At 50.5% G+C, this 18,015-nt stretch carries 16 protein-coding genes; 5 read left to right on the forward strand and 11 right to left on the reverse strand.

Going from position 1 to position 18,015, the window contains the following annotated elements; all coding sequences use genetic code 11:
- Window positions 1-79 precede the first annotated feature (79 nt).
- The 3 genes from ACAN54_RS15210 (at window position 80) to ACAN54_RS15220 (ending at window position 4,410) form a co-directional block, all read left to right on the forward strand.
- Window positions 80-2,071 carry an FAD-dependent oxidoreductase gene (locus ACAN54_RS15210; RefSeq protein WP_379156499.1) on the forward strand — a complete coding sequence of 664 codons (1,992 nt, stop codon included), beginning with the start codon at window positions 80-82 and terminating at the stop codon, window positions 2,069-2,071.
- A 131-nt stretch (window positions 2,072-2,202) separates the two neighbouring features.
- Entirely contained in the window at window positions 2,203-2,907 is a 705-nt protein-coding gene (locus ACAN54_RS15215) for a DUF6033 family protein (protein WP_379156503.1), read from the forward strand.
- A gap of 81 nt (window positions 2,908-2,988) precedes the next feature.
- Entirely contained in the window at window positions 2,989-4,410 is a 1,422-nt protein-coding gene (locus ACAN54_RS15220; protein ID WP_379156506.1) for a hypothetical protein, read from the forward strand.
- Here the strand turns inward: ACAN54_RS15220 and ACAN54_RS15225 are convergent.
- The 11 genes from ACAN54_RS15225 to ACAN54_RS15275 all read right to left on the reverse strand — a co-directional run bounded on the left by ACAN54_RS15225 (window position 4,407) and on the right by ACAN54_RS15275 (window position 16,402).
- Window positions 4,407-5,198: a DeoR/GlpR family DNA-binding transcription regulator gene (locus ACAN54_RS15225; RefSeq protein WP_379156509.1), complete on the reverse strand. Its 792-nt coding sequence runs from the start codon at window positions 5,196-5,198 to the stop codon at window positions 4,407-4,409. The genes ACAN54_RS15220 and ACAN54_RS15225 overlap by 4 nt on opposite strands.
- A 93-nt stretch (window positions 5,199-5,291) precedes the next feature.
- Complete coding sequence (locus tag ACAN54_RS15230) at window positions 5,292-6,407, reverse strand: ABC transporter ATP-binding protein (protein ID WP_379156512.1); 1,116 nt, start codon at window positions 6,405-6,407, stop codon at window positions 5,292-5,294.
- Window positions 6,404-7,234, reverse strand: coding sequence for a carbohydrate ABC transporter permease (locus ACAN54_RS15235; RefSeq protein ID WP_379156515.1), 831 nt, complete (start codon window positions 7,232-7,234; stop codon window positions 6,404-6,406). The genes ACAN54_RS15230 and ACAN54_RS15235 overlap by 4 nt, the downstream gene beginning before the upstream one ends.
- A gap of 20 nt (window positions 7,235-7,254) precedes the next feature.
- Window positions 7,255-8,187, reverse strand: coding sequence for a carbohydrate ABC transporter permease (locus ACAN54_RS15240; protein WP_379156518.1), 933 nt, complete (start codon window positions 8,185-8,187; stop codon window positions 7,255-7,257).
- A 104-nt stretch (window positions 8,188-8,291) separates the two neighbouring features.
- Window positions 8,292-9,653, reverse strand: a complete 1,362-nt coding sequence (locus ACAN54_RS15245; protein WP_379156521.1) for an extracellular solute-binding protein — start codon at window positions 9,651-9,653, stop codon at window positions 8,292-8,294.
- Between the two features lie 160 nt (window positions 9,654-9,813).
- Window positions 9,814-11,169, reverse strand: coding sequence for an aspartate aminotransferase family protein (locus ACAN54_RS15250; protein ID WP_379156524.1), 1,356 nt, complete (start codon window positions 11,167-11,169; stop codon window positions 9,814-9,816).
- A complete protein-coding gene (gene phnX, locus ACAN54_RS15255; RefSeq protein ID WP_379156527.1) occupies window positions 11,153-11,977 on the reverse strand; it encodes a phosphonoacetaldehyde hydrolase in 825 nt (274 codons plus the stop codon). The genes ACAN54_RS15250 and phnX overlap by 17 nt, the downstream gene beginning before the upstream one ends.
- A gap of 1 nt (window position 11,978) precedes the next feature.
- Window positions 11,979-13,088, reverse strand: coding sequence for a 2-aminoethylphosphonate--pyruvate transaminase (phnW, locus tag ACAN54_RS15260; RefSeq protein WP_379156530.1), 1,110 nt, complete (start codon window positions 13,086-13,088; stop codon window positions 11,979-11,981).
- An 8-nt stretch (window positions 13,089-13,096) separates the two neighbouring features.
- The gene (locus ACAN54_RS15265; protein ID WP_379156533.1) at window positions 13,097-14,509 is read right to left on the reverse strand and encodes an MATE family efflux transporter; all 1,413 of its coding nucleotides are present in this window, start codon (window positions 14,507-14,509) and stop codon (window positions 13,097-13,099) included.
- Window positions 14,451-15,422, reverse strand: a complete 972-nt coding sequence (locus ACAN54_RS15270; RefSeq protein ID WP_379156537.1) for a PHP domain-containing protein — start codon at window positions 15,420-15,422, stop codon at window positions 14,451-14,453. The genes ACAN54_RS15265 and ACAN54_RS15270 overlap by 59 nt, the downstream gene beginning before the upstream one ends.
- Window positions 15,423-15,424: 2 nt before the next feature.
- Window positions 15,425-16,402, reverse strand: a complete 978-nt coding sequence (locus tag ACAN54_RS15275; RefSeq protein ID WP_379156540.1) for a CehA/McbA family metallohydrolase domain-containing protein — start codon at window positions 16,400-16,402, stop codon at window positions 15,425-15,427.
- Window positions 16,403-16,670: 268 nt separating this feature from the next.
- On the opposite strand from ACAN54_RS15275, the gene ACAN54_RS15280 reads away from it, so the two are divergent.
- Together ACAN54_RS15280 and ACAN54_RS15285 are read left to right on the forward strand one after the other, a co-directional pair.
- A complete protein-coding gene (locus ACAN54_RS15280) occupies window positions 16,671-16,952 on the forward strand; it encodes a hypothetical protein (RefSeq protein WP_379156543.1) in 282 nt (93 codons plus the stop codon).
- Between the two features lie 182 nt (window positions 16,953-17,134).
- Window positions 17,135-17,989 (forward strand): EcsC family protein, encoded by an 855-nt coding sequence (locus ACAN54_RS15285; RefSeq protein ID WP_379156546.1) that lies wholly within the window; start codon window positions 17,135-17,137, stop codon window positions 17,987-17,989.
- Window positions 17,990-18,015 lie beyond the last annotated feature (26 nt).

Genomic DNA, 18,015 nt, shown 5'->3' on the forward strand with positions numbered 1-18,015 from the left:
CAAGGTTTACACTCTGTGTAGTCCGAAGGCCCTTACAGAGAGAACGGGGTCAACTACCAACTACACAGGGGGAAAAACAATGCGTAAGCAAGTACTAGGCAAAGTATTCATGTTATCCATGTGCCTCGTCCTCATTCTGTCGCTGATCAGCGGCTGCAGCGGCAATAATGCTGCGGAGCCGGCCGCATCCGGGAAGCCGTCTGCGTCGCCAGAAGCGACTCAGCAGGCAACGAATGATAATGAGGTGCCGGCTTCTTTTAAAGCAGGAACCTATAAGGCAGAGGCCGATGGCAAAGACGGCAAAATCCAGGTAGAGGTTACGCTGGACGCACAGTCCAAAATCACCGATATTCAGGTGCTTAGCCAGAAGGAAACTGCCGGAATTGGCGTTGAAGCTATCAACAAGATCAAGGATGAGATCATCGCTGGGCAGACGCTCGCCATTGATGCGGTCAGCGGGGCTTCTGAATCAAGCACAGCCATTCTGGCAGCTGTTGAAGATGCAGTGAAGCAAGCGGGAGGTAACGTAGAGGCATTCAAGTCCAGAACCGTAGCCAAAGCCGGTGAAGGCAAAACCGAGCAGCTGTCGGCCGATGTTGTGGTTGTAGGCGCCGGAGCATCCGGTGTCTCATCAGCCGTGTCCGCAGCAGATAAAGGTGCTAAGGTCATTATTATTGAGAAAACAGCCACCATCGGCGGAGCGAGCAATCTGTCCTGGGCGGGCAAATTCTACAACTCTTCAGCAGCTGTAAGCAGCGGCTTAAAGGTCAATGTGGAGAAGGAAATCTCCGACTGGATCGTCAATAACCACTGGAGAGTGGATGCGGCAGCGATCCGCCAGTATGTGACCAAGTCCGGAGAAACTTACGATTGGCTGAATAAGAAAGGCTACAAAACAACCTTCATCAATTTCGCCGGGGAACAACTGCACATGCTTCCGGCTTACGAAACACGCCAGCCTACGCTGCGGGCCATGCTGGCTGCTTCAGTAGAGAAGGGCGGCGGACAGGTGATTACCGAAACAACTGCCAAGAAGCTGATTACAGGCGCCAATGGTGAGGTGACCGGTGTAGTCGCTGAGAAAGCCGATGGCACAACGCTTGAGATTACCGGGAAAAGCATCATCATGGCAACCGGCGGCTATGCCGGCAACAAAGAAATGGTCAAGGAAGCGTTCGGCTTCGAAGGCGTCAACGGGGGGCTGGGCCAGAATATCGGCGAAGGACTGCAGATGTCTTGGGATGCCGGAGCCAAGGTGCCTGATAATTTTGGCGGTCAAATGCTGCACCAGACCTTGGCCAGAGCAACCGGGAAGCTGAAGACGCAATACAAGGATTTTGAAGCCAGTTACCCGCTGATGCTCTCCTATCTGCCTACTTTGATGAATGTCGGCCCTTCCGGGGCAAGATTCAGAGACGAGGCGGCTACGCTTACCTCTGTAGCGGCTGCCAACACAAGTGCTTTTAACGGAGCGTATCATTTGGTTATTGTCTCGCAAGCACAGATTGATGCTTTGAAGGCTAAAGGGATGAATGGTGTAAAAGCGCCTGCACTGCCGGGAATGCCGCCGGAATTCTATGCTTCTTTTGCAGACCAGTTCAAGCTGGACACGCCATGGAAGGATGCGGATAAAGTATTCGAATCCATGGTCGCAAACGGTGACGGTTATAAAGGCAGCACCATTGAAGAGCTGGCCCAAAATGCCGGTCTGGACGCAGAAGTTTTTGCAAATGACTTCAAACAGTATCAGGAAGCAACGAAAACCGGTGTGGATACCGAGTTCGGCAAAGCAAAGGAATATCTGGTTCCTATGGGAGACAGCGGTCCATACTACGCAATCATCGCTGAGGTCAACAATCTGGGCTCGGTTGGCGGTCTGCTGGTCAATGCCAAGTTCCAGGTACTGAATGACAAACGGGTGCCAATCAAGGGGTTATATGCGGTTGGCCTCGAATCCGAAGGTGTATTGTTCAATGACACTTATGTCGGCAACGGCGTAGGTCTTGGCTATTCCTTCACTTCCGGCCGTTTGGGCGGAGAGGATGCCGCAGCAGGTGCGTTGGCAAAATAAGAATTACTGTTCAAGGTAAGGGGGAGCCTGCGGCTCCCTCTTTTGTGCATCTGCGGAACGTGTAAGTAATCATTCCATTCCGGCCGATATAATAGGATAACTGAAACTTTATGAAGAAAGGAGGAGGCAATATGTATAATCCTATTACGGGAATCCATGGTGTTTCTTTGACCCGGCCTCCACAGCAGCAGGAATTCCACCCGTCTACGCCGGTCTCTGCGCTCAGTTTTAACGAAACCTTGGCGGCCGTCAATGCGGCAACGCAGGCTCAGGCGGAGCGGATCAAGCGGAAATATGGAATTAAAGTGCGTATTCTAACCGTTTCTGCGGACGGAAAAGAGTCGGAACATCCCGGTATGAGCGGCGGTGGGCAGGAAATTGTAATTGCGCCAAATATCCTTCAGCAGATGGCTAAAGATCCAGTTGTGCGGAGTAAAATGTATGGCATCATCGACCAGCACATTCATACGGAGAAGATCAGCCCGAATCCGGTGCAGCCGCTGAGCGGAGGGAAACCCTTGAGACATAGCCTTATTATTCATATGGACGGTACGGTTACAGGGGCCCTATGGTTCACCCCGAAGGAAGGGATAGCAAGCAAATCCAAGGATACGGAAATCCCGGATGAGCAGACGGAGGAGGCCATCGCGGCGGCGGAGAGGCGGCATGCCTGGGAGACGGCCTTGCCTATTCTATCGAGAAAGCTGCTGTCTGCTTCGGAAGCCTCTCTTCAGAGTACAGAATCCGCGCCGAACCCGGTGGATGGAGTAGCTGCGCATGACAGCTTGCAGCAGATTCAGCTAATCCGGGCCAGAAGAGCCAACAAATTGTTGTAAAATGCCCACACGAACAACCGCCTATTCTCCTGCATAGCATATAGCACCAACCTGCAGGGTGAAGAGAGGGCGTATGCAATAATGGGCATTGAGCTTACTGCGTTACACTGGGTTTACCTGGCTTTTATTGTGTTCATTATAGTGCTGCTGATTCGGCGGCGGGATACGACGATGATCTGTGTAGTCGGAATTTTTGCCCTGGGTATGTTTGCCACAGAGACGCTTAGCGGTTCGGTAACGGGGATTTTCAACTCTTTTGTCTATGCGACCAAAGAGCTGTTAGGGACCATTATGATTATATCCATTATTGTAGCGATGAGCCGGATTCTAATGATTACAGGCATTAACGAGACTATGGTTGCCCCGCTTACCCGGTTTATGCGCACCCCTGCGATGGCGTATTGGGGCATTGGGCTCATAATGATGGTAACCTCTTTCTTCTTCTGGCCATCACCGGCCGTTGCGCTGGTGGGGGCGGTGCTGCTGCCGGTGGCTCTGCGGGTGGGACTGCCTGCACTTGGGGCCGCTGTAGCTATGAACCTGTTCGGTCACGGCATCGCCTTGTCAGGAGATTATATTATTCAGGGCGCCCCGAAGCTCACCGCGGATGCCGCCGGTCTTCCGGTATCCAGCGTGATGGAGGCGAGCGTCCCGCTAGTTATTGTGATGGGGCTGGTCACTACTCTTGCGGCATTCTGGATGATGCGCCGTGATCAGAAGAACGGCACCTGGAGAGATGGACTCGTTACCCTCAAGGGCAGCACGGGCAAGCTGAGAGGACCGGAGACGGAAGGCGCGGAGGAACAGCCGGTTCTGCTGGATCCCAGGCTACGGCAAGCACTGGCCATCGCCATTCCACTACTCTTTCTGCTGGATGTGGCAGCAATGTTTGCACTGGGCCTGCAAGGAGGAGACGCTACCGCACTGGTAGGCGGCACCGCTGTGCTGGTTCTGATCACGATCACTATGCTGGCCCACCGCAATCAGGGGCTGGAGAAGATTACTTCCTACCTGATTGAAGGCTTCACCTTCGGCTTCCGGGTGTTCGGACCGGTAATTCCCATCGCCGCTTTCTTTTATCTGGGCGATTCGGCATTCACCGAGCTGTTCGGCAAGGTGCTGCCGGATGGCTCGCACGGCATCGTGAACGACCTCGGCGTGGCCCTCGCGGATCACGTGCCGCTGAACGGTGCAGTGGGAGCCGTGACGATGACGGCGATCGGCGCGATCACCGGCCTCGACGGCTCAGGCTTCTCCGGCATCTCGCTGGCCGGCTCAGTGGCCCAGCTGTTCGCCGCCGCCATCCATTCCGGCGCGGCAACCTTGACCGCCCTGGGACAGGTGGCCGCCATTTGGGTCGGCGGCGGCACTCTGATTCCGTGGGCGCTAATTCCTGCGGCTGCCATCTGCGGCGTCAGCCCGTTTGAGCTGGCCCGGCGCAACCTGAAGCCGGTCCTGCTTGGACTTGCGGCGACTACGATCGTCGCCATGTTCCTGGTCTAGACTTCATCTTGAGGATGAATCCACTGTACATCCATTTTCTGTAAGGCCGCTTTCCACTTGGGTGAAGGTGCCTGATCCGTAACAATCATGTGAATTTCATTCATATCGGCTATTTTGGCTACAGTACGCTTATCAATCTTGGAGGAATCAGCTACCACGATCGCCATTTCTGAGTTGCGGATCATTTGCCTGGTGAATACAGCCTTCTCATAGTCGTAGCTTGTAATGCCGTTCTCCAGGGAGACACCGTCGACAGAGACAAAGGATTTATTCACATAGAAATCCTCCAGAACCTTCTCGGCGATGGGGCCGGATACCCGCAGATGCTTGGCGCTCACTTCGCCGCCAATGAAAATAAGCTTCCCATTGAACGTCCCGCGTTTTTGAAATTCGATGAGCAGCATGAGGGCAGGCACGGAATTGGTTAAGATCGTCAAATGTTGCTTGCCCTCCAGGCAATGAATGATCTGCAGCGCGGTGCTTCCTTCATCCACAACAATAACATCATTGTCCTCAATGAGTCCTGCAGCAAGAACGCCAATTTTGCGCTTCGCTTCAACGTGAACGGCCTCTCTTTCCAAGAGAGGAGGCTCGACTTCAGCCTTGAATTTAACGGCACCACCGTATACCTTTTTCAATTTATTCTCTTTCTCTAGCTCGTCGAGGTCTCTGCGAATCGTTTCAGTGGACACTTCGAACAGCAAAGAGAGCTCGCTTGCGATCACTTTACCTCTCTCATTCAGGAGAGTCATGATCGTCTCTTTTCTTTCTTCGCTGGCAAGAGACACTCTACCCTACCCCCTTCTTATTATGAACTATCATTATATCGGCTCTTCATTTAATAATAAAGGGCATTCAATACATCCTCAAGCACTCATCTTCTATATATATTGCAATAAATTGCGGCCGTTATCCTTCATATCGAACAGATGGAATTTATCCTCCCTGAATTTGATATATACTTCATCACCGTTCCCGATCTCAGCCTCATTGCCGGTCAACAGCCGGATCATCGTATCCAGCTTTCCTAACGGATCCATCACTTTTACCAGCTTGCCGCTGCCCAGGTGCTCGACCAGATCCACCTTCATTTTTATCCTCTGGGGGTCTGCTTCAGAGCAAATCGTGATGTCATGAGGCCTGATCCCGAACTGTACGGATTTCCCGATATGCTCTCTGTCCAGCCTGCGCCCGGCTGGCACCATATACTCAAAGCCTTCCGTAACAACTACCTGGTTGCCGTTCATCTCCCGGAGCTCTCCTTGGACAAGGTTCATCGGCGGGTTGCCCAGAAAGCTGGCTACGAACAGATTCACCGGATGGTTGAATAATTCATTCGGGGGTGCGTATTGCTGAATCCTGCCGCCGTTCAAGATAGCAACCCTATCGGATATGGCCAGCGCCTCTTCCTGATCATGAGTCACAATAATCGTAGTTACTCCCAAGTTCCGCTGAATCTTACGGATCTCGTCCCGGACATCCAGCTTCAGGCGTGCATCCAGATTGGACATGGGTTCATCCAGCAATAAGATTTCAGGATTTTTGGAGAGTGCCCGGGCCATAGCCACCCGTTGCTGTTGTCCACCGGACAATTGCGAAGGCTTGCGGTCAAGCAGGTGATCGATTTGCAGAATTCTGCTCGTTTCTTTGGCCCGTTCATAGGCTTCCTGCTTGGGAATCTTCCGTTCTCTTAGCGGAAAAGCGATATTGTCCCGGACAGACAGATGGGGATACAGCGCATAGGACTGAAACACCATGCCTATATTGCGGTCTTTGGGCTCCACATGATTGACCAGCTTCCCGTTGAAGTGGATCTCTCCTGAAGTCGGCTTCAGCAGTCCTGCAAGCATCATAAGCGTCGTCGTCTTCCCGCATCCCGAGGGACCGAGCAGAGCTACAAATTCTCCTTTGTTAATCTCGAGATTCAGGCCGTCTACCGCTCTGCCGCTGTCTTGCTTGCTATCGTATTCCTTCACAATATTTCTTAAGGTAATCATACCTGCTTAGCCCCTCCCAAGTTGACCTTCATGAATATCTTCTGGGTGAATATGTAGAACAGAATGATAGGCAGTGTATAGAAGAGTCCTATCGCTGTAATGAGGCCATAGTTCATAATCTGATCCTCTTTGGTTACTAGCTTGGACAAGTAGCCGGCAAGCGTAAGCATATCGTCATTAAAAATAAGCAGCTTGAACAGGAACCATTCTCCATACGCCCCAAGAAAGGAAAATACGGCAATCGCGCCAATCCCGGGCAGCACGAAGGGGACGAGTACTTTCTTGAACGCCCGGTAGCGGGTGCATCCATCCACCATGGCCGCCCACTCAATATCCCAGGGCACCTCGTCAAAGAAGCCCTTCATAATATAGACCCGCCCGGGAAGAGAACCGGTCACTGCGACCAATAATACGCCCATATACGTATTGACCAGATGCATTTGAACAAGGATGAAAAAGGTTGCAATAATTAGCGTAATCCCCGGAAAAGATCTCATCAGAAACAGGAATTTCATCGCAGAGATTCTTCCTTTGAAGTCCAGTCTGGAGAAGGCGTAGGCCGTCGGTACAGAGATGCAGACTTCGATGAAAACAATCAAAAAAGAATACACAAGGGTATTAAGTACAATAGGCCATATTAATGGGAGCTTCACTCCGGCATATTCCACAGGCTCCTTGAAGAAGGAGAAATTGTCCATTGAAAATTGCCCTGTCGTGAAGTTCATCGTTGCTGCCAGAAAATACCAGATGATCATCGCGATAATCGGCAGCGTAAATAATGTCATGTAGGTGTGCACTAGCAACTTTTTAAGCGTACTGGTCGACATCAGACTGCCGCCTTCCTGGATTAGTCTTCAATTCTTGAAGGTTTGATCATTTGGTCAAAATCAAATAACCGCAAGAAGAATAAGGTGAGTATAAAAGAGATAATTACGACTATCAGTGATACGGCTGCTCCGTAGCCATAGTATTTCAGATTGAAGGCCTGCTGGTAAGCGTACAGGGACAAGGTTGTCGTATCTCTCATCGGGCCGCCGTTCGTAAGCAGCATGATAAAGAAGTAGGAGGATACAAAGCCGATCAGCTCCGAGATGGTAATATACATTAACGGCCACTTTAAGGTGGGCAAAATGATTTTCATAATAACGGATTTCTCACTTGCGCCGTCCACTCTTGCTGCTTTGTACAAGTCCTCAGGGATCGAATTGATCGCAGCGGACAGCAGAATCATACCGCCGGATATCGTGGACACGACAGTCGCCAAGATGACAATTCCCATTGCAGCTTTGGAGAACCAGGATACCGGGTCAGACTCGACACCCAATTGCAGCAGGATCCGATTGACCAGGCCGCCTTCGGTGGGATCAAAGATATACTTCCAGAAGGTAACATAGACGACAGCTGGTATAATACTGGGAATGAGCCATAGCACCCTGTAGATGACAGCTGTGATTTTCCCCTTAAGAAAGTACTGGGTGGCAATGGATATAATCAGTGCAAAGAGCAGCGAGACGGACAAGGACAGGATGGAGAAAATAGCCGTATTCCATAAAATGCCCGGAAGATTGTAGTCTGAGAATACCCTTGTAAAATTACTGAATCCTACGAATTTCGGCTTCATCGACGCATTCAGATCCGTAAAGGACATGGCGATGGTTGCGATGGCCGGCAGGATGAAAAATACGAGCACCAATGCCGCAAACGGCATAATGAAAAAGTAGGGGTACATCTTCTTCTTGAACGGTTTTTTGTAGATAGGTTGAACTGTAGTGTGATCCATGCTGATCCTTCACCCGCCTTCATAATATGGAACAAGAGGAAACGGCTACGCAGCCCTGTCAAAAGGACGGTATCCGTTTCCGGTAGAGTGAATCCAGCCTATAATTATTCTGTGATGAGATGATCGGAAGGTACGTTCTGCTTCGCGTCCTTCTGGAATAATTCGTATGCCTGTTCTGCGGATTGGCCTTTGGTTAGAATGGCATCAACGCCCAGGATATAAGATTTGGTGTAGGTTGCGTAATCTGGTTGGGCAGGGCGGGTCTTCGTGAATTCGAGCAGGTACGCATGGTCCTTGTAGAAGTCCATTTCCTTAAAGCGTGCATCTTCCTGCGCTTCCGGCGTTACCGGCAGTTTGCCGCTGACCAGGGTGTGATTGATCTGCAGGTCCGGATCTAGCACGTGCTCAATCAATTTTTGGACATACGGCATCTTGTCGTCATCAACAGTTGGACCCACGTAGATCATAGCCGGGTTGCTGTAAGACACAGGTTTGCCGCCTTTGTCAGCTGAGGGAATAGGGATCCAGATGATATTCTCATTGAACCAGGTGTTGAAGCCTTCCAGATCGTCCTGCATGCCATTCGCTTCACGCATCATCTGGTAGAACTCGGTACGGGCAAATTCAGCGAAAATCTCACCTTTGACAAACATAGGCGCCGCTTTATCCGTGTCTACATCACCAATCGCTTCGTCGATAATGCCGCGTTTCACCGCATCCGCCCAGAAGTCGTATACATCTTTGGTCTTTTTGGTAAGAACCATTTTATTCTCATCGACATTGTAGTTGTAATTGCCGAACGCATAATTCCAGCCTTCAAACCGTGTATCTTCTACGGCGAAGCCCATTTTGACCAATTTCTTCTGCTTGGCTTCTTCAGCCAGCTTCTCTAGATCCCCGAAGGTGAAGTCGCCGGAGTCCACACGCTGTCTTAAACCATCGATCTGCTCCTTCGTCCAGCCTAAGCCTTCGAGCGCTTTGCGGCTGATGAATACCGGGGAAGCATCCATATCCTGAATAGCCCCATAATAATGGCCGTCATACTTCATGATATTGGTATAGGAATCAGGCACATTCTTGAATACTTTGGAATCCTTCACCCAATCGACATCACGGATGATACCGGCATTGAGCTCCCAGCCAATATCCACACTGGAATTCATGAAGATATCTGCTACTTTTCCAGCCTGTGCCTGAAGAATGAGCTCGTCATCGCCGATTCCCGGCCACCAATCGATCTTTACTTGAACATTGTCAGCCTTCAGTTCTTCGTTCAAGCGTTTCTCAGCTTCGATAAAGTTGTCTTTGCGTGCTCCCCAAGTACTCTCGCGAACAGAAATTTGAATCTCCTTCATCTTCGCCTCACCTGCCGATGTTGCCTCTGCCGGTTCGTTACCCGACCCGCATCCCGCCAACAGTCCTGTGCTCAAGACTACACTCAACGCAGTAACAACAAGCTTCTTCATTCCTCAAAGTCCTCCTCATGGCCTTTTCACTTTTCTTAATTTCCTGTACAAGCTAAGTATAAAGGCGACATGTAAACCGGGGATTAAAACCACGTAATATTTTTGTTTTGTTGTTGTTTAATATTGTTTTTGTTGTTATTAAGTTGTTAAAAAGTTGTTTTTATGTGGTGAAAATATTCTCAATGGCCTCTTCAATAATCGTTAATGCCTGCTCCAACTGGAGCTGAGTCGTAATCAAAGGCGGGACCAGCGTGATGACATTTCCATTCGATACCTTAAAGCTTAAGCCCCGCTCCATACAGCGGTACATCACTTTCTCGGTATGCTCTATCGCCTTTTCCTTCGTGTGTCTATCCGTTACCAGTTCAATCCCGGCCAGCATCCCAATGACACGCACATCGCCAATCGCCTCGTGCCTCTGCATCATCTCCGTAAGCTGCTGCTGTAGGAATTGCCCCATTTGTACAGCGTGAGCCAGAAGGCCGTTATTTTCGATAAATTCTATAGTGGCGAGTGCTGCCGCACAGCCTACTGAGCTCTTTTCATGCGTATAATGTCCAAGCGAAATGTCCTGTGCCACATCAAGGCCTTCGCGGGCAATAATCCCCGCCATGGGAAACACTCCGCCCCCGAAGCCCTTGCCAATCACTACGATATCAGGCACGATTCCGAAGTGCTCATGAACGAACATCGTTCCGGTTCTTCCGAATGCTGTAGGAATCTCGTCCAGGATGAGCAGGATGCCATAATGATCGCAGATCCGGCGGAGCCGCTGGAAGTAAGCTTTGGGAGGAATCTGCACATCTGTACTCCGAATTGGCTCCAGGATGAGCGCTCCTACATCCTCTTCCCGCTCCAGCATGTATTCCAGATAGTTAAGGGAATAAGTGCCATCATCGTGATCTCCGAAGATACTACGGTAGGAATTAAAGGGCATCATATGCTCGGCCCCCGGCAAGAGTGGACCCATTCCATTGCGGAATATGCCTTCTCCCCCCACAGAGATCGCATCCAGGCTTGCGCCGTGGAACGAATCCCAAGTGGATAAGGTCTTGAATTTGCCCGTTGCCTTACGGGCCAGCTTCATCGCAAGTCCAATGGCGCTTGTTCCGCCAGGCGTGAATAATACTTTATTCAAATCACCTGGGGCAAGCTGGACCAGCTTTTGCGCTAACCGGATGGCTACCGGATTGGTATAGCGGCGGGGTAGAAAAGGGAGATTTTCCAATTGGGCCATAACTGCATCCAGAACATAACGGTTCTTATACCCGACCTGATGCACGCTGTTCCCGTGGAAGTCCATGATCTTGCGGCCGTCCATATCTTCCAGATAGATGCCTTCCGCATTCGTGATGACATTAAGACAAGGTGTCGACATGGACTGATGAAGGAAATACCGGCTGTCCTCTGCTAATACTTCCATTGTTTCGGGACTGAGCCAGGCCTCCTGAAAGTTTTGCCGCTCTGTGGATAGGTTAATATCTCCCTCGGTTCTTGTATTAGCCTTTATGTCCACAAGGCAACTCCCCCTCCCCTAGACGCCGGTTCACCTGTCCGATAAGGTCTGGCAGACCGGATATCTGGTCAATCACATAGTGCGCTCCGTGATATAAGAATTGCTGTTTGGCAGCTTCGGTATATTCCCTTAGAGCAGCAGGCTCCATAGCGGCTGTTTCTTCTTTTGTTAAGCCCAGCATCGAGCTGCCGTCTACCACCCCAACAGCCCAGACACCGGCATTTCTTGCCTCCTGCATGTCCGAGGCCGTATCCCCAACCTTGATGACTTGTGACGGCATACCCATATCCAGTTCAATCATATTGGAGTAAATCATATACGGATAAGGACGGCCCTTGCCCTTCACTGAATCTGGTGTAACCCAATAATCCGGCGCATATCCTTTCTCCCGGGCATGATCCGCCACAATCTTCATCATCGTATCGTTGTATCCGGTTGTTGCACCGATCTTCAGGCCTTCCCGCCGCAACTGATCAATAACCTCCACGACATTCCCGATGGGATCCGAGAACCGGTGCAGAATGCCCAGCAGCTTCGGTTCGAACGCTTCGTGCATCTCGTCTACATCACTGTTGGTGTAAGGACGCCCCATGCGTTCCTCGAACAGCCTGCCGATTCTTGGCATCTCGAGCATGGTTTTAAAGTGATCCCATTTGAGCAGCCCCATAGGAGCCCGTACCTCTGCCATCGTCGGTTCTATTCCTTTGGAATGGAAGATCTCGAGGAACACTTGTACAGGAGCCATACATCCATAGTCCACCGTAGTTCCCGCCCAATCCATGATGATTCCTTGTACTCTCTTGGTCATATCAGCACTCCTGTCGCAGGATAGTTACATAAGAAGCTGCCGCCTCACATAATCTTTCAATATCTTCTAGATGTACATCGCCGATCGTTCCGATCCGGAACACCTGCGCATTGCTTAATTTGCCGGGGTAGATTACGAAGCCCTTTTCTTTCAAATAACGATAGAACGCTTCGAACGTAAAGTGTGCATGATTCGGATATTCAAAGGTCGTGATAAAAGGGGACTGAACAGCAACGGGCAAATGGGCCTTGAATCCTGCCTGCTCCATTAGCCGCACCAGCGTTTGTTGATTCCTGGTATATCTGGCACATCGTTGTTCCACTCCGCCTTCTTCCTCCAATTCAAGCAGCGCTTGATAAAATGCCCGCACAACATGCGTAGGAGAAGTATATCTCCACTTGCCTGGGTCACTGTCCATCGCTTGCCATTGGCTGTATAAATCCAGTGATAACGACCTTGCCTGCCCCTTGCACTCAATAAGCTCGCTCTTCCTGCAGATCACAAAGCTAAAGCCCGGCACACCCTGGATACACTTGTTCGCACTGCTGACCAGATAATCGATGCCGAGCTTCCCAACCGCTATAGGCGTACCGCCGAAGCTGCTCATGGCGTCGACGATGGCTATTTTCCTATGTTTCTTGATCACCTGGATGAGTGCTTCCAGCGGATTCAATATGCCTGTTGTTGTCTCGCAATGGACGAGGGCTACATGAGTAATCTCAGGGTCTTGTTCGAGCACAGCGGCCAAATGTTCTGTAGCAGGAAGCTGATCAAAAGCATACTCAAGCGTCCGGTGCCGGATTCCTAGCACACTTGCAATCTCCCGGATACGTTCACCATAGGCACCATTCGCGAGGATGAGAAGCTTGCCGCCGCTGGGAACTGCAGTGCCGATTGCCGCCTCGACCCCGAACGTCCCGCTGCCCTGAATCAACACTGCGGTATACTCCTCTTCGGGAGCATGTCCCAGCCGCAGCAGCTTACTTCGAATCGACTGGACGATATCCTTGTAGTCGCTATCCCAGGTGCACCAGTCCTTCAGCATAACTTCCTTGACAGATGAGGTTGTGCTCAGGGGGCCTGGGGTCAGTAATAAATAGGGTTGTTCCATTGTTCCTCCTACAGGTTATGGACAAGGTTGCGTGCCCATTTATTTGAGCGGTATCTGAAGAATCCGATACATGCTTTCGATACTTCCTCCAGTGAAAACATCAGGTATACCCATTCCACCGGCCAGTGAAATAGATATGCTCCTGCGAACACCAGCGGCAAAGCAATCAGCCATGTCGTGACCAGGACCAGATTCATGGTGTACAAGTTGTCGCCGCCTGCTCTGAACAGTCCGACAATCCATAGATTGTTCAAGAAGAACATGACCATCACGATCGCTTGAATGACCATAATATGCCGGAATGAGGACTGTACCTCCTGGCTGAGATTGGGAAACAGATGAGGAACATATGGGCTCAGAAGAAGAATTCCTGCGCTCACGGCCAGAGAGGAATACAAGGCGATCCGGGTGAATTTCCGGGCGTAGAGCACCGCCTCATTCTGGTCGTCCTGGCTGAGCTTTTGGCCCACCATCACTTTCGCCGCGTAGGCAAAGCCGTAGATCCCCATCATAAAATATCCATTGAACGTGTTCGCCAATTGATAAGTCGCTAGCGCAGCAACGCCGATGTGTCCGAAAGCCAGTGCATACAGCATGTTCCCGACGGACCACATTCCTTCATGGAACATGAGTGGCAGTGTTGTGGCATAGACTCGTTTCACGAACGGCCAATTGAAGGAGAAGATCTCCCGCAGCGTAACGTTGACGTAATACTTTTTTCCATAAACATAGCCTATTAAAATAATTGTGCTAAGCATGGATGAAGCTAATGTCGCCCACCCTGCTCCAACAATGCCTAACTCGGGGAATCCAAGCTTCCCATAGATGAGCGTGTAGTCCAGCACGACGTTGACCACCATGGCGATGATGCCAACCCCAAGCATCAGCTTGATTTTGCCGATCGAGCCGAGTGCATTGCCATAGACATCTTTAATCGAATTGATCAGGTAGACGAATACGATGACTGACATATATTGAACGCCATAAGCAGCAACGGCTGGATCCTTGATGAACAGGGACAGGATGGGAACTTTGAAGCAGGAGACTAGTATGAATGCAGTTAAGCTGATAGCGGCACTCGAGATAAGCATAAGTCCGAAGGCCTTTTTTACATTGACGATATCGTTTTTGCCATAGAATTGAGTGATGTAGGCGGATATTCCGTAGATAGCTGATAAAATCATACCCAGAATAAAATTCACCTGACCTGCGGCGGCCATAACGGCTATTGCAGAATCCCCCATGCTTCCCACCATCAGCGTATTGATCAGGGAGAACGAATTCCCTATTAGCATCTGTAGAATCGATGGCAGGACAAGCCTTCTCATATCTCTGCGGAATTGCAATTCTAAGCTGTCCACACTATTCAAGAGCTCCAGACGGAAGTTCAGCCGGAAAAACAGGATTAGACCAGGCCACATTCCCCTCAAAATCCACGCATTCCACGCGGATATATTGCTCGCTGCCCTCTATCCGGTAGGAGCCCTGGCTGACGGGAAGTGCTTCCTTGCTGTATATGTTGCGGCCATTGCCGGGATGTGTAATGAATCTGATGAACTTAACCGGGGAGCATTCGATCTGCAGGAAGCCATCCTGCACCCGCAGGTCATAGATTTCAGGGCCATTCGACGAATAGTACTGGCCGCATTTTAAGGCATCGATGACAGATTGCTGCTCCAGCTTCTCCGCTTCTACACATACCCAGCCGCCGAAAAATTCGGAGATCGCACTATCGATGTCACCGCCGTGTGCATCATCCGAGGCTATTCCGTATACCTTGCTTCCGTTCTTCAACAGATAATCCCAATAATGCACCCCATATCCCACCGCCTCATCAAGCTCTGACTGATGGTTGTAAATCTCGATCGCGAAATACCCCCGAAGCCCCAGCAGATCCTCCGGCTTGTTCCTGGACCATTCGGGATGATTCATAATGATCAGATTGCCCTTGTCCCTCATCTCATCGATCAGGCTTTGAATGGTATTCATGTCCACATAATCCGGCTTGTCATGCTCTTCGTCATGCCCGAACTCTTGGGATGAATGGAGCGTCCGGTCGAGCAGTCCGTGGATATGGTATTGTTGCCCCGTCTCCTGTCTGCTCATCTCGCAAGCCATCTCGTAGCCGTCTATCATGATGAATTGATCATTATCATAAGCGTCAGACTTGAAATAAATTTCGTGATCGCTCAAGCACATAAAGTCATAACCTTTATTCTTATAGGCATTCATTACAATTTCAGGAGCGTACTGCCCGTCGCTGCGTGTAGAATGCGTATGAAGGTTGCCTTTATATTTGCGTTTCTGGCTGTTCAGAAAAATCACCGGCTCCATCCTTATTCGTCCCCCTCCAGCAAATCTGCTACAAATACCGGATTGGACCATGCTACATTTCCCTCAAAATCTATGCACTCCACCCGGATGTACTGCATCTCCGCTTCGATGGGCATCGAGGCGAGAGTCAGGGGTTCACCATTCTGGTAATTGCCTAGAAACGGTCCCCGGAGCGGAAATGCTTTGAACATAATGAATTTGCAGGGCGAGCATTCAATGATGAGTTGCCCATCTTCCACCCGTAGATCGTGGATCTCCGGCCCGGTGCTTGAATAGAAGCTGCCTGCCTTAAGACTGCTCACAATAGCGTAAGGCGTCAGAGCCTCCGATTGAACCTGAACCCAGCCACCTCCATATTCAGGAAGGGCCCAATTCCGGTCATGCCCGTGGGAGTCGTCCGCAGCGATCCCGAATACCCGTTTACCGTTCTGCAGGGCGTGATCCCAGTATGCAGCTCCATAGGAACTTGTCGTCGACCATTCCGTTGCATGGTTATAGATTTCAATGGCAAAAAAACCATCATAGTTGACCATGTCTTCAAAACGCGTCAGATGCCACTCCGGGTGGTTGAAGATCACCAGATTCCCGTGGGCAATCATCTCATCAATCAGCACCTGCGGGGAGTGACTACCCTCCCACGGAAGGGGAACCGGGAACCTCTGCAGATGCTCAAATCGTGGCTGCGCGGGAGGAGCGGTTGGATCGTCCAGAACCCCGAAGTGGTAGCCCGGGTCCTTATCAGGTACAGGGTTGAGCCCGCCCCGCTCCATCCCGGGTATCGTAATGAACTGGTCTGTATTGAACTCGTCCGTTCTCGAATAAACATCATGATCACTTATGCAGATAAAATGATAGCCCTTCTCCTTGAACACCTGGACAGTCTCCGCTGCCGGAAGGGAGCCGTCAGACCATGTGGTGTGGAGATGCAGATTGCCTTTATACGTTGGTTTATTTTTTGCCAAATAAATATGATTCTTCATCGATCCTTCTCCTCTGCCAACAATTTGTTTTCTTGTGTTTTCATATTGATTCTTGTTGTTTGTGTCCATCATACAGCCAGGCGAAAGCTGTTTCAATCCAATTCAAATTATTTAACAGAGCGATTACAAAGTTTACCGAAATCGATAATAACCCCATTCCTTGATTGTTGATTTGGTGCAGAAATTACAAATATAGTGTATAAAAACCCCCGCTCTATCCATCCTAAAAAAGGATTGAACAGTGAGACAGAAGGGAGCGGTTGACCATATGAAGCATTACGAATCCAGCCTTCGGACCAACAGTACGGTAGATCAGGCCCAGGATGCGGTGACCAAGCTGCACAACTCCGTATCACAGGCGCTAAGTCACCCGAATGAGCAGATGCTGTCGCAGGCAGAGAACAGCCTTACGCACGCGGAGGAGGCGGTGAGCCATGCTCCAGAAGGCTCGATAGGCGGCCATGGGGTGGATCTGACCGAGGAAAGACTGGCGGATGAGAAAAAAAGGCTTGCCCTCGCTGAAGCAGCGGAGAGAAACACCAAACAGTAGGATCATAGAACTCAAGCATTTCCGGATTTATCCGGAAATGCTTTTTTATTATTCATCCAGATGCGAGGCTTCATAGTTCCTCCATCTTTCAAGTGACCACAAACGGGTTATAAAGTTAACAGAACCGATTGCCTGCAATGAACGTACTACTGAAACAAACAAGTATATAAGGGGGCGTAAATATGCCGGAAACTGCTGGACATGTGCCGCATTTGGAGACTGCGGAGGCGCTGAATGCCGCGCTTGCCGAAATTACGAAGTGGGAAAAGGAACAGAACCAGCTGATGATCTGGGACCGTATTACCCGTCTGCCCTTCAAGCTGCTCGATAAAGTCACGCCAAAGTTTATTCACGACAAGCTGGGCAGGCTCCTGGACGAGCTGGGGGGCTATATCCAGAACGGGGGCAATTACCTCGTTGCCGGGCGTAAGGTTGGGTTATTAATGCAGACCGAAAGCCGCGCGGCTGGAGGAAACGGGGAAGGACCCTATCCGCTTACGGTTATGGATAAGGCTGCCCAGCGGCTTACACTGAGCAGCAGGAATGTCGCCACCGCTCAGGGAGTGACTACGGGGTTCGGCGGTTTGATCACGCTGGCGGCGGACATCCCGGCGATTCTGGGCTTGTCCTTGAAAGTTATTCAGGAGATTGGCCTTTGCTATGGCTACAATCCTACGGATAAAGCGGAGCGGATATTTACCGTCAAGGTGATGCAGTTTGCTTCTTCGGATATTGTAGGCAAGCGCACCATTCTGAAAGAGCTTAACCTGCAGGCTGGCGGGGATGGTGATATTACTGCCGGAACCCATACGGCCATCTCCAAGATCCAGGGCTGGCGCGAGGTTGTTACGGTGTACCGCGAAAATTGGGGATGGAAAAAGATGCTGCAGGCCGTTCCAGTCGCAGGGATGTTCTTCGGGGCTTATAATAACCGCAAAGCGCTGGAGGATGTGGCCGAGGCTGCCCGGATGCTCTACCGCAAAAGAAGGATCATCGCTAGGCTGGCAGAGCTGGATGAATTTTCATACAAAGGTTGATAGCAGAGTATATGTGTAAGCCAAAA

It is taken from the genome of Paenibacillus diazotrophicus (assembly GCF_042610465.1).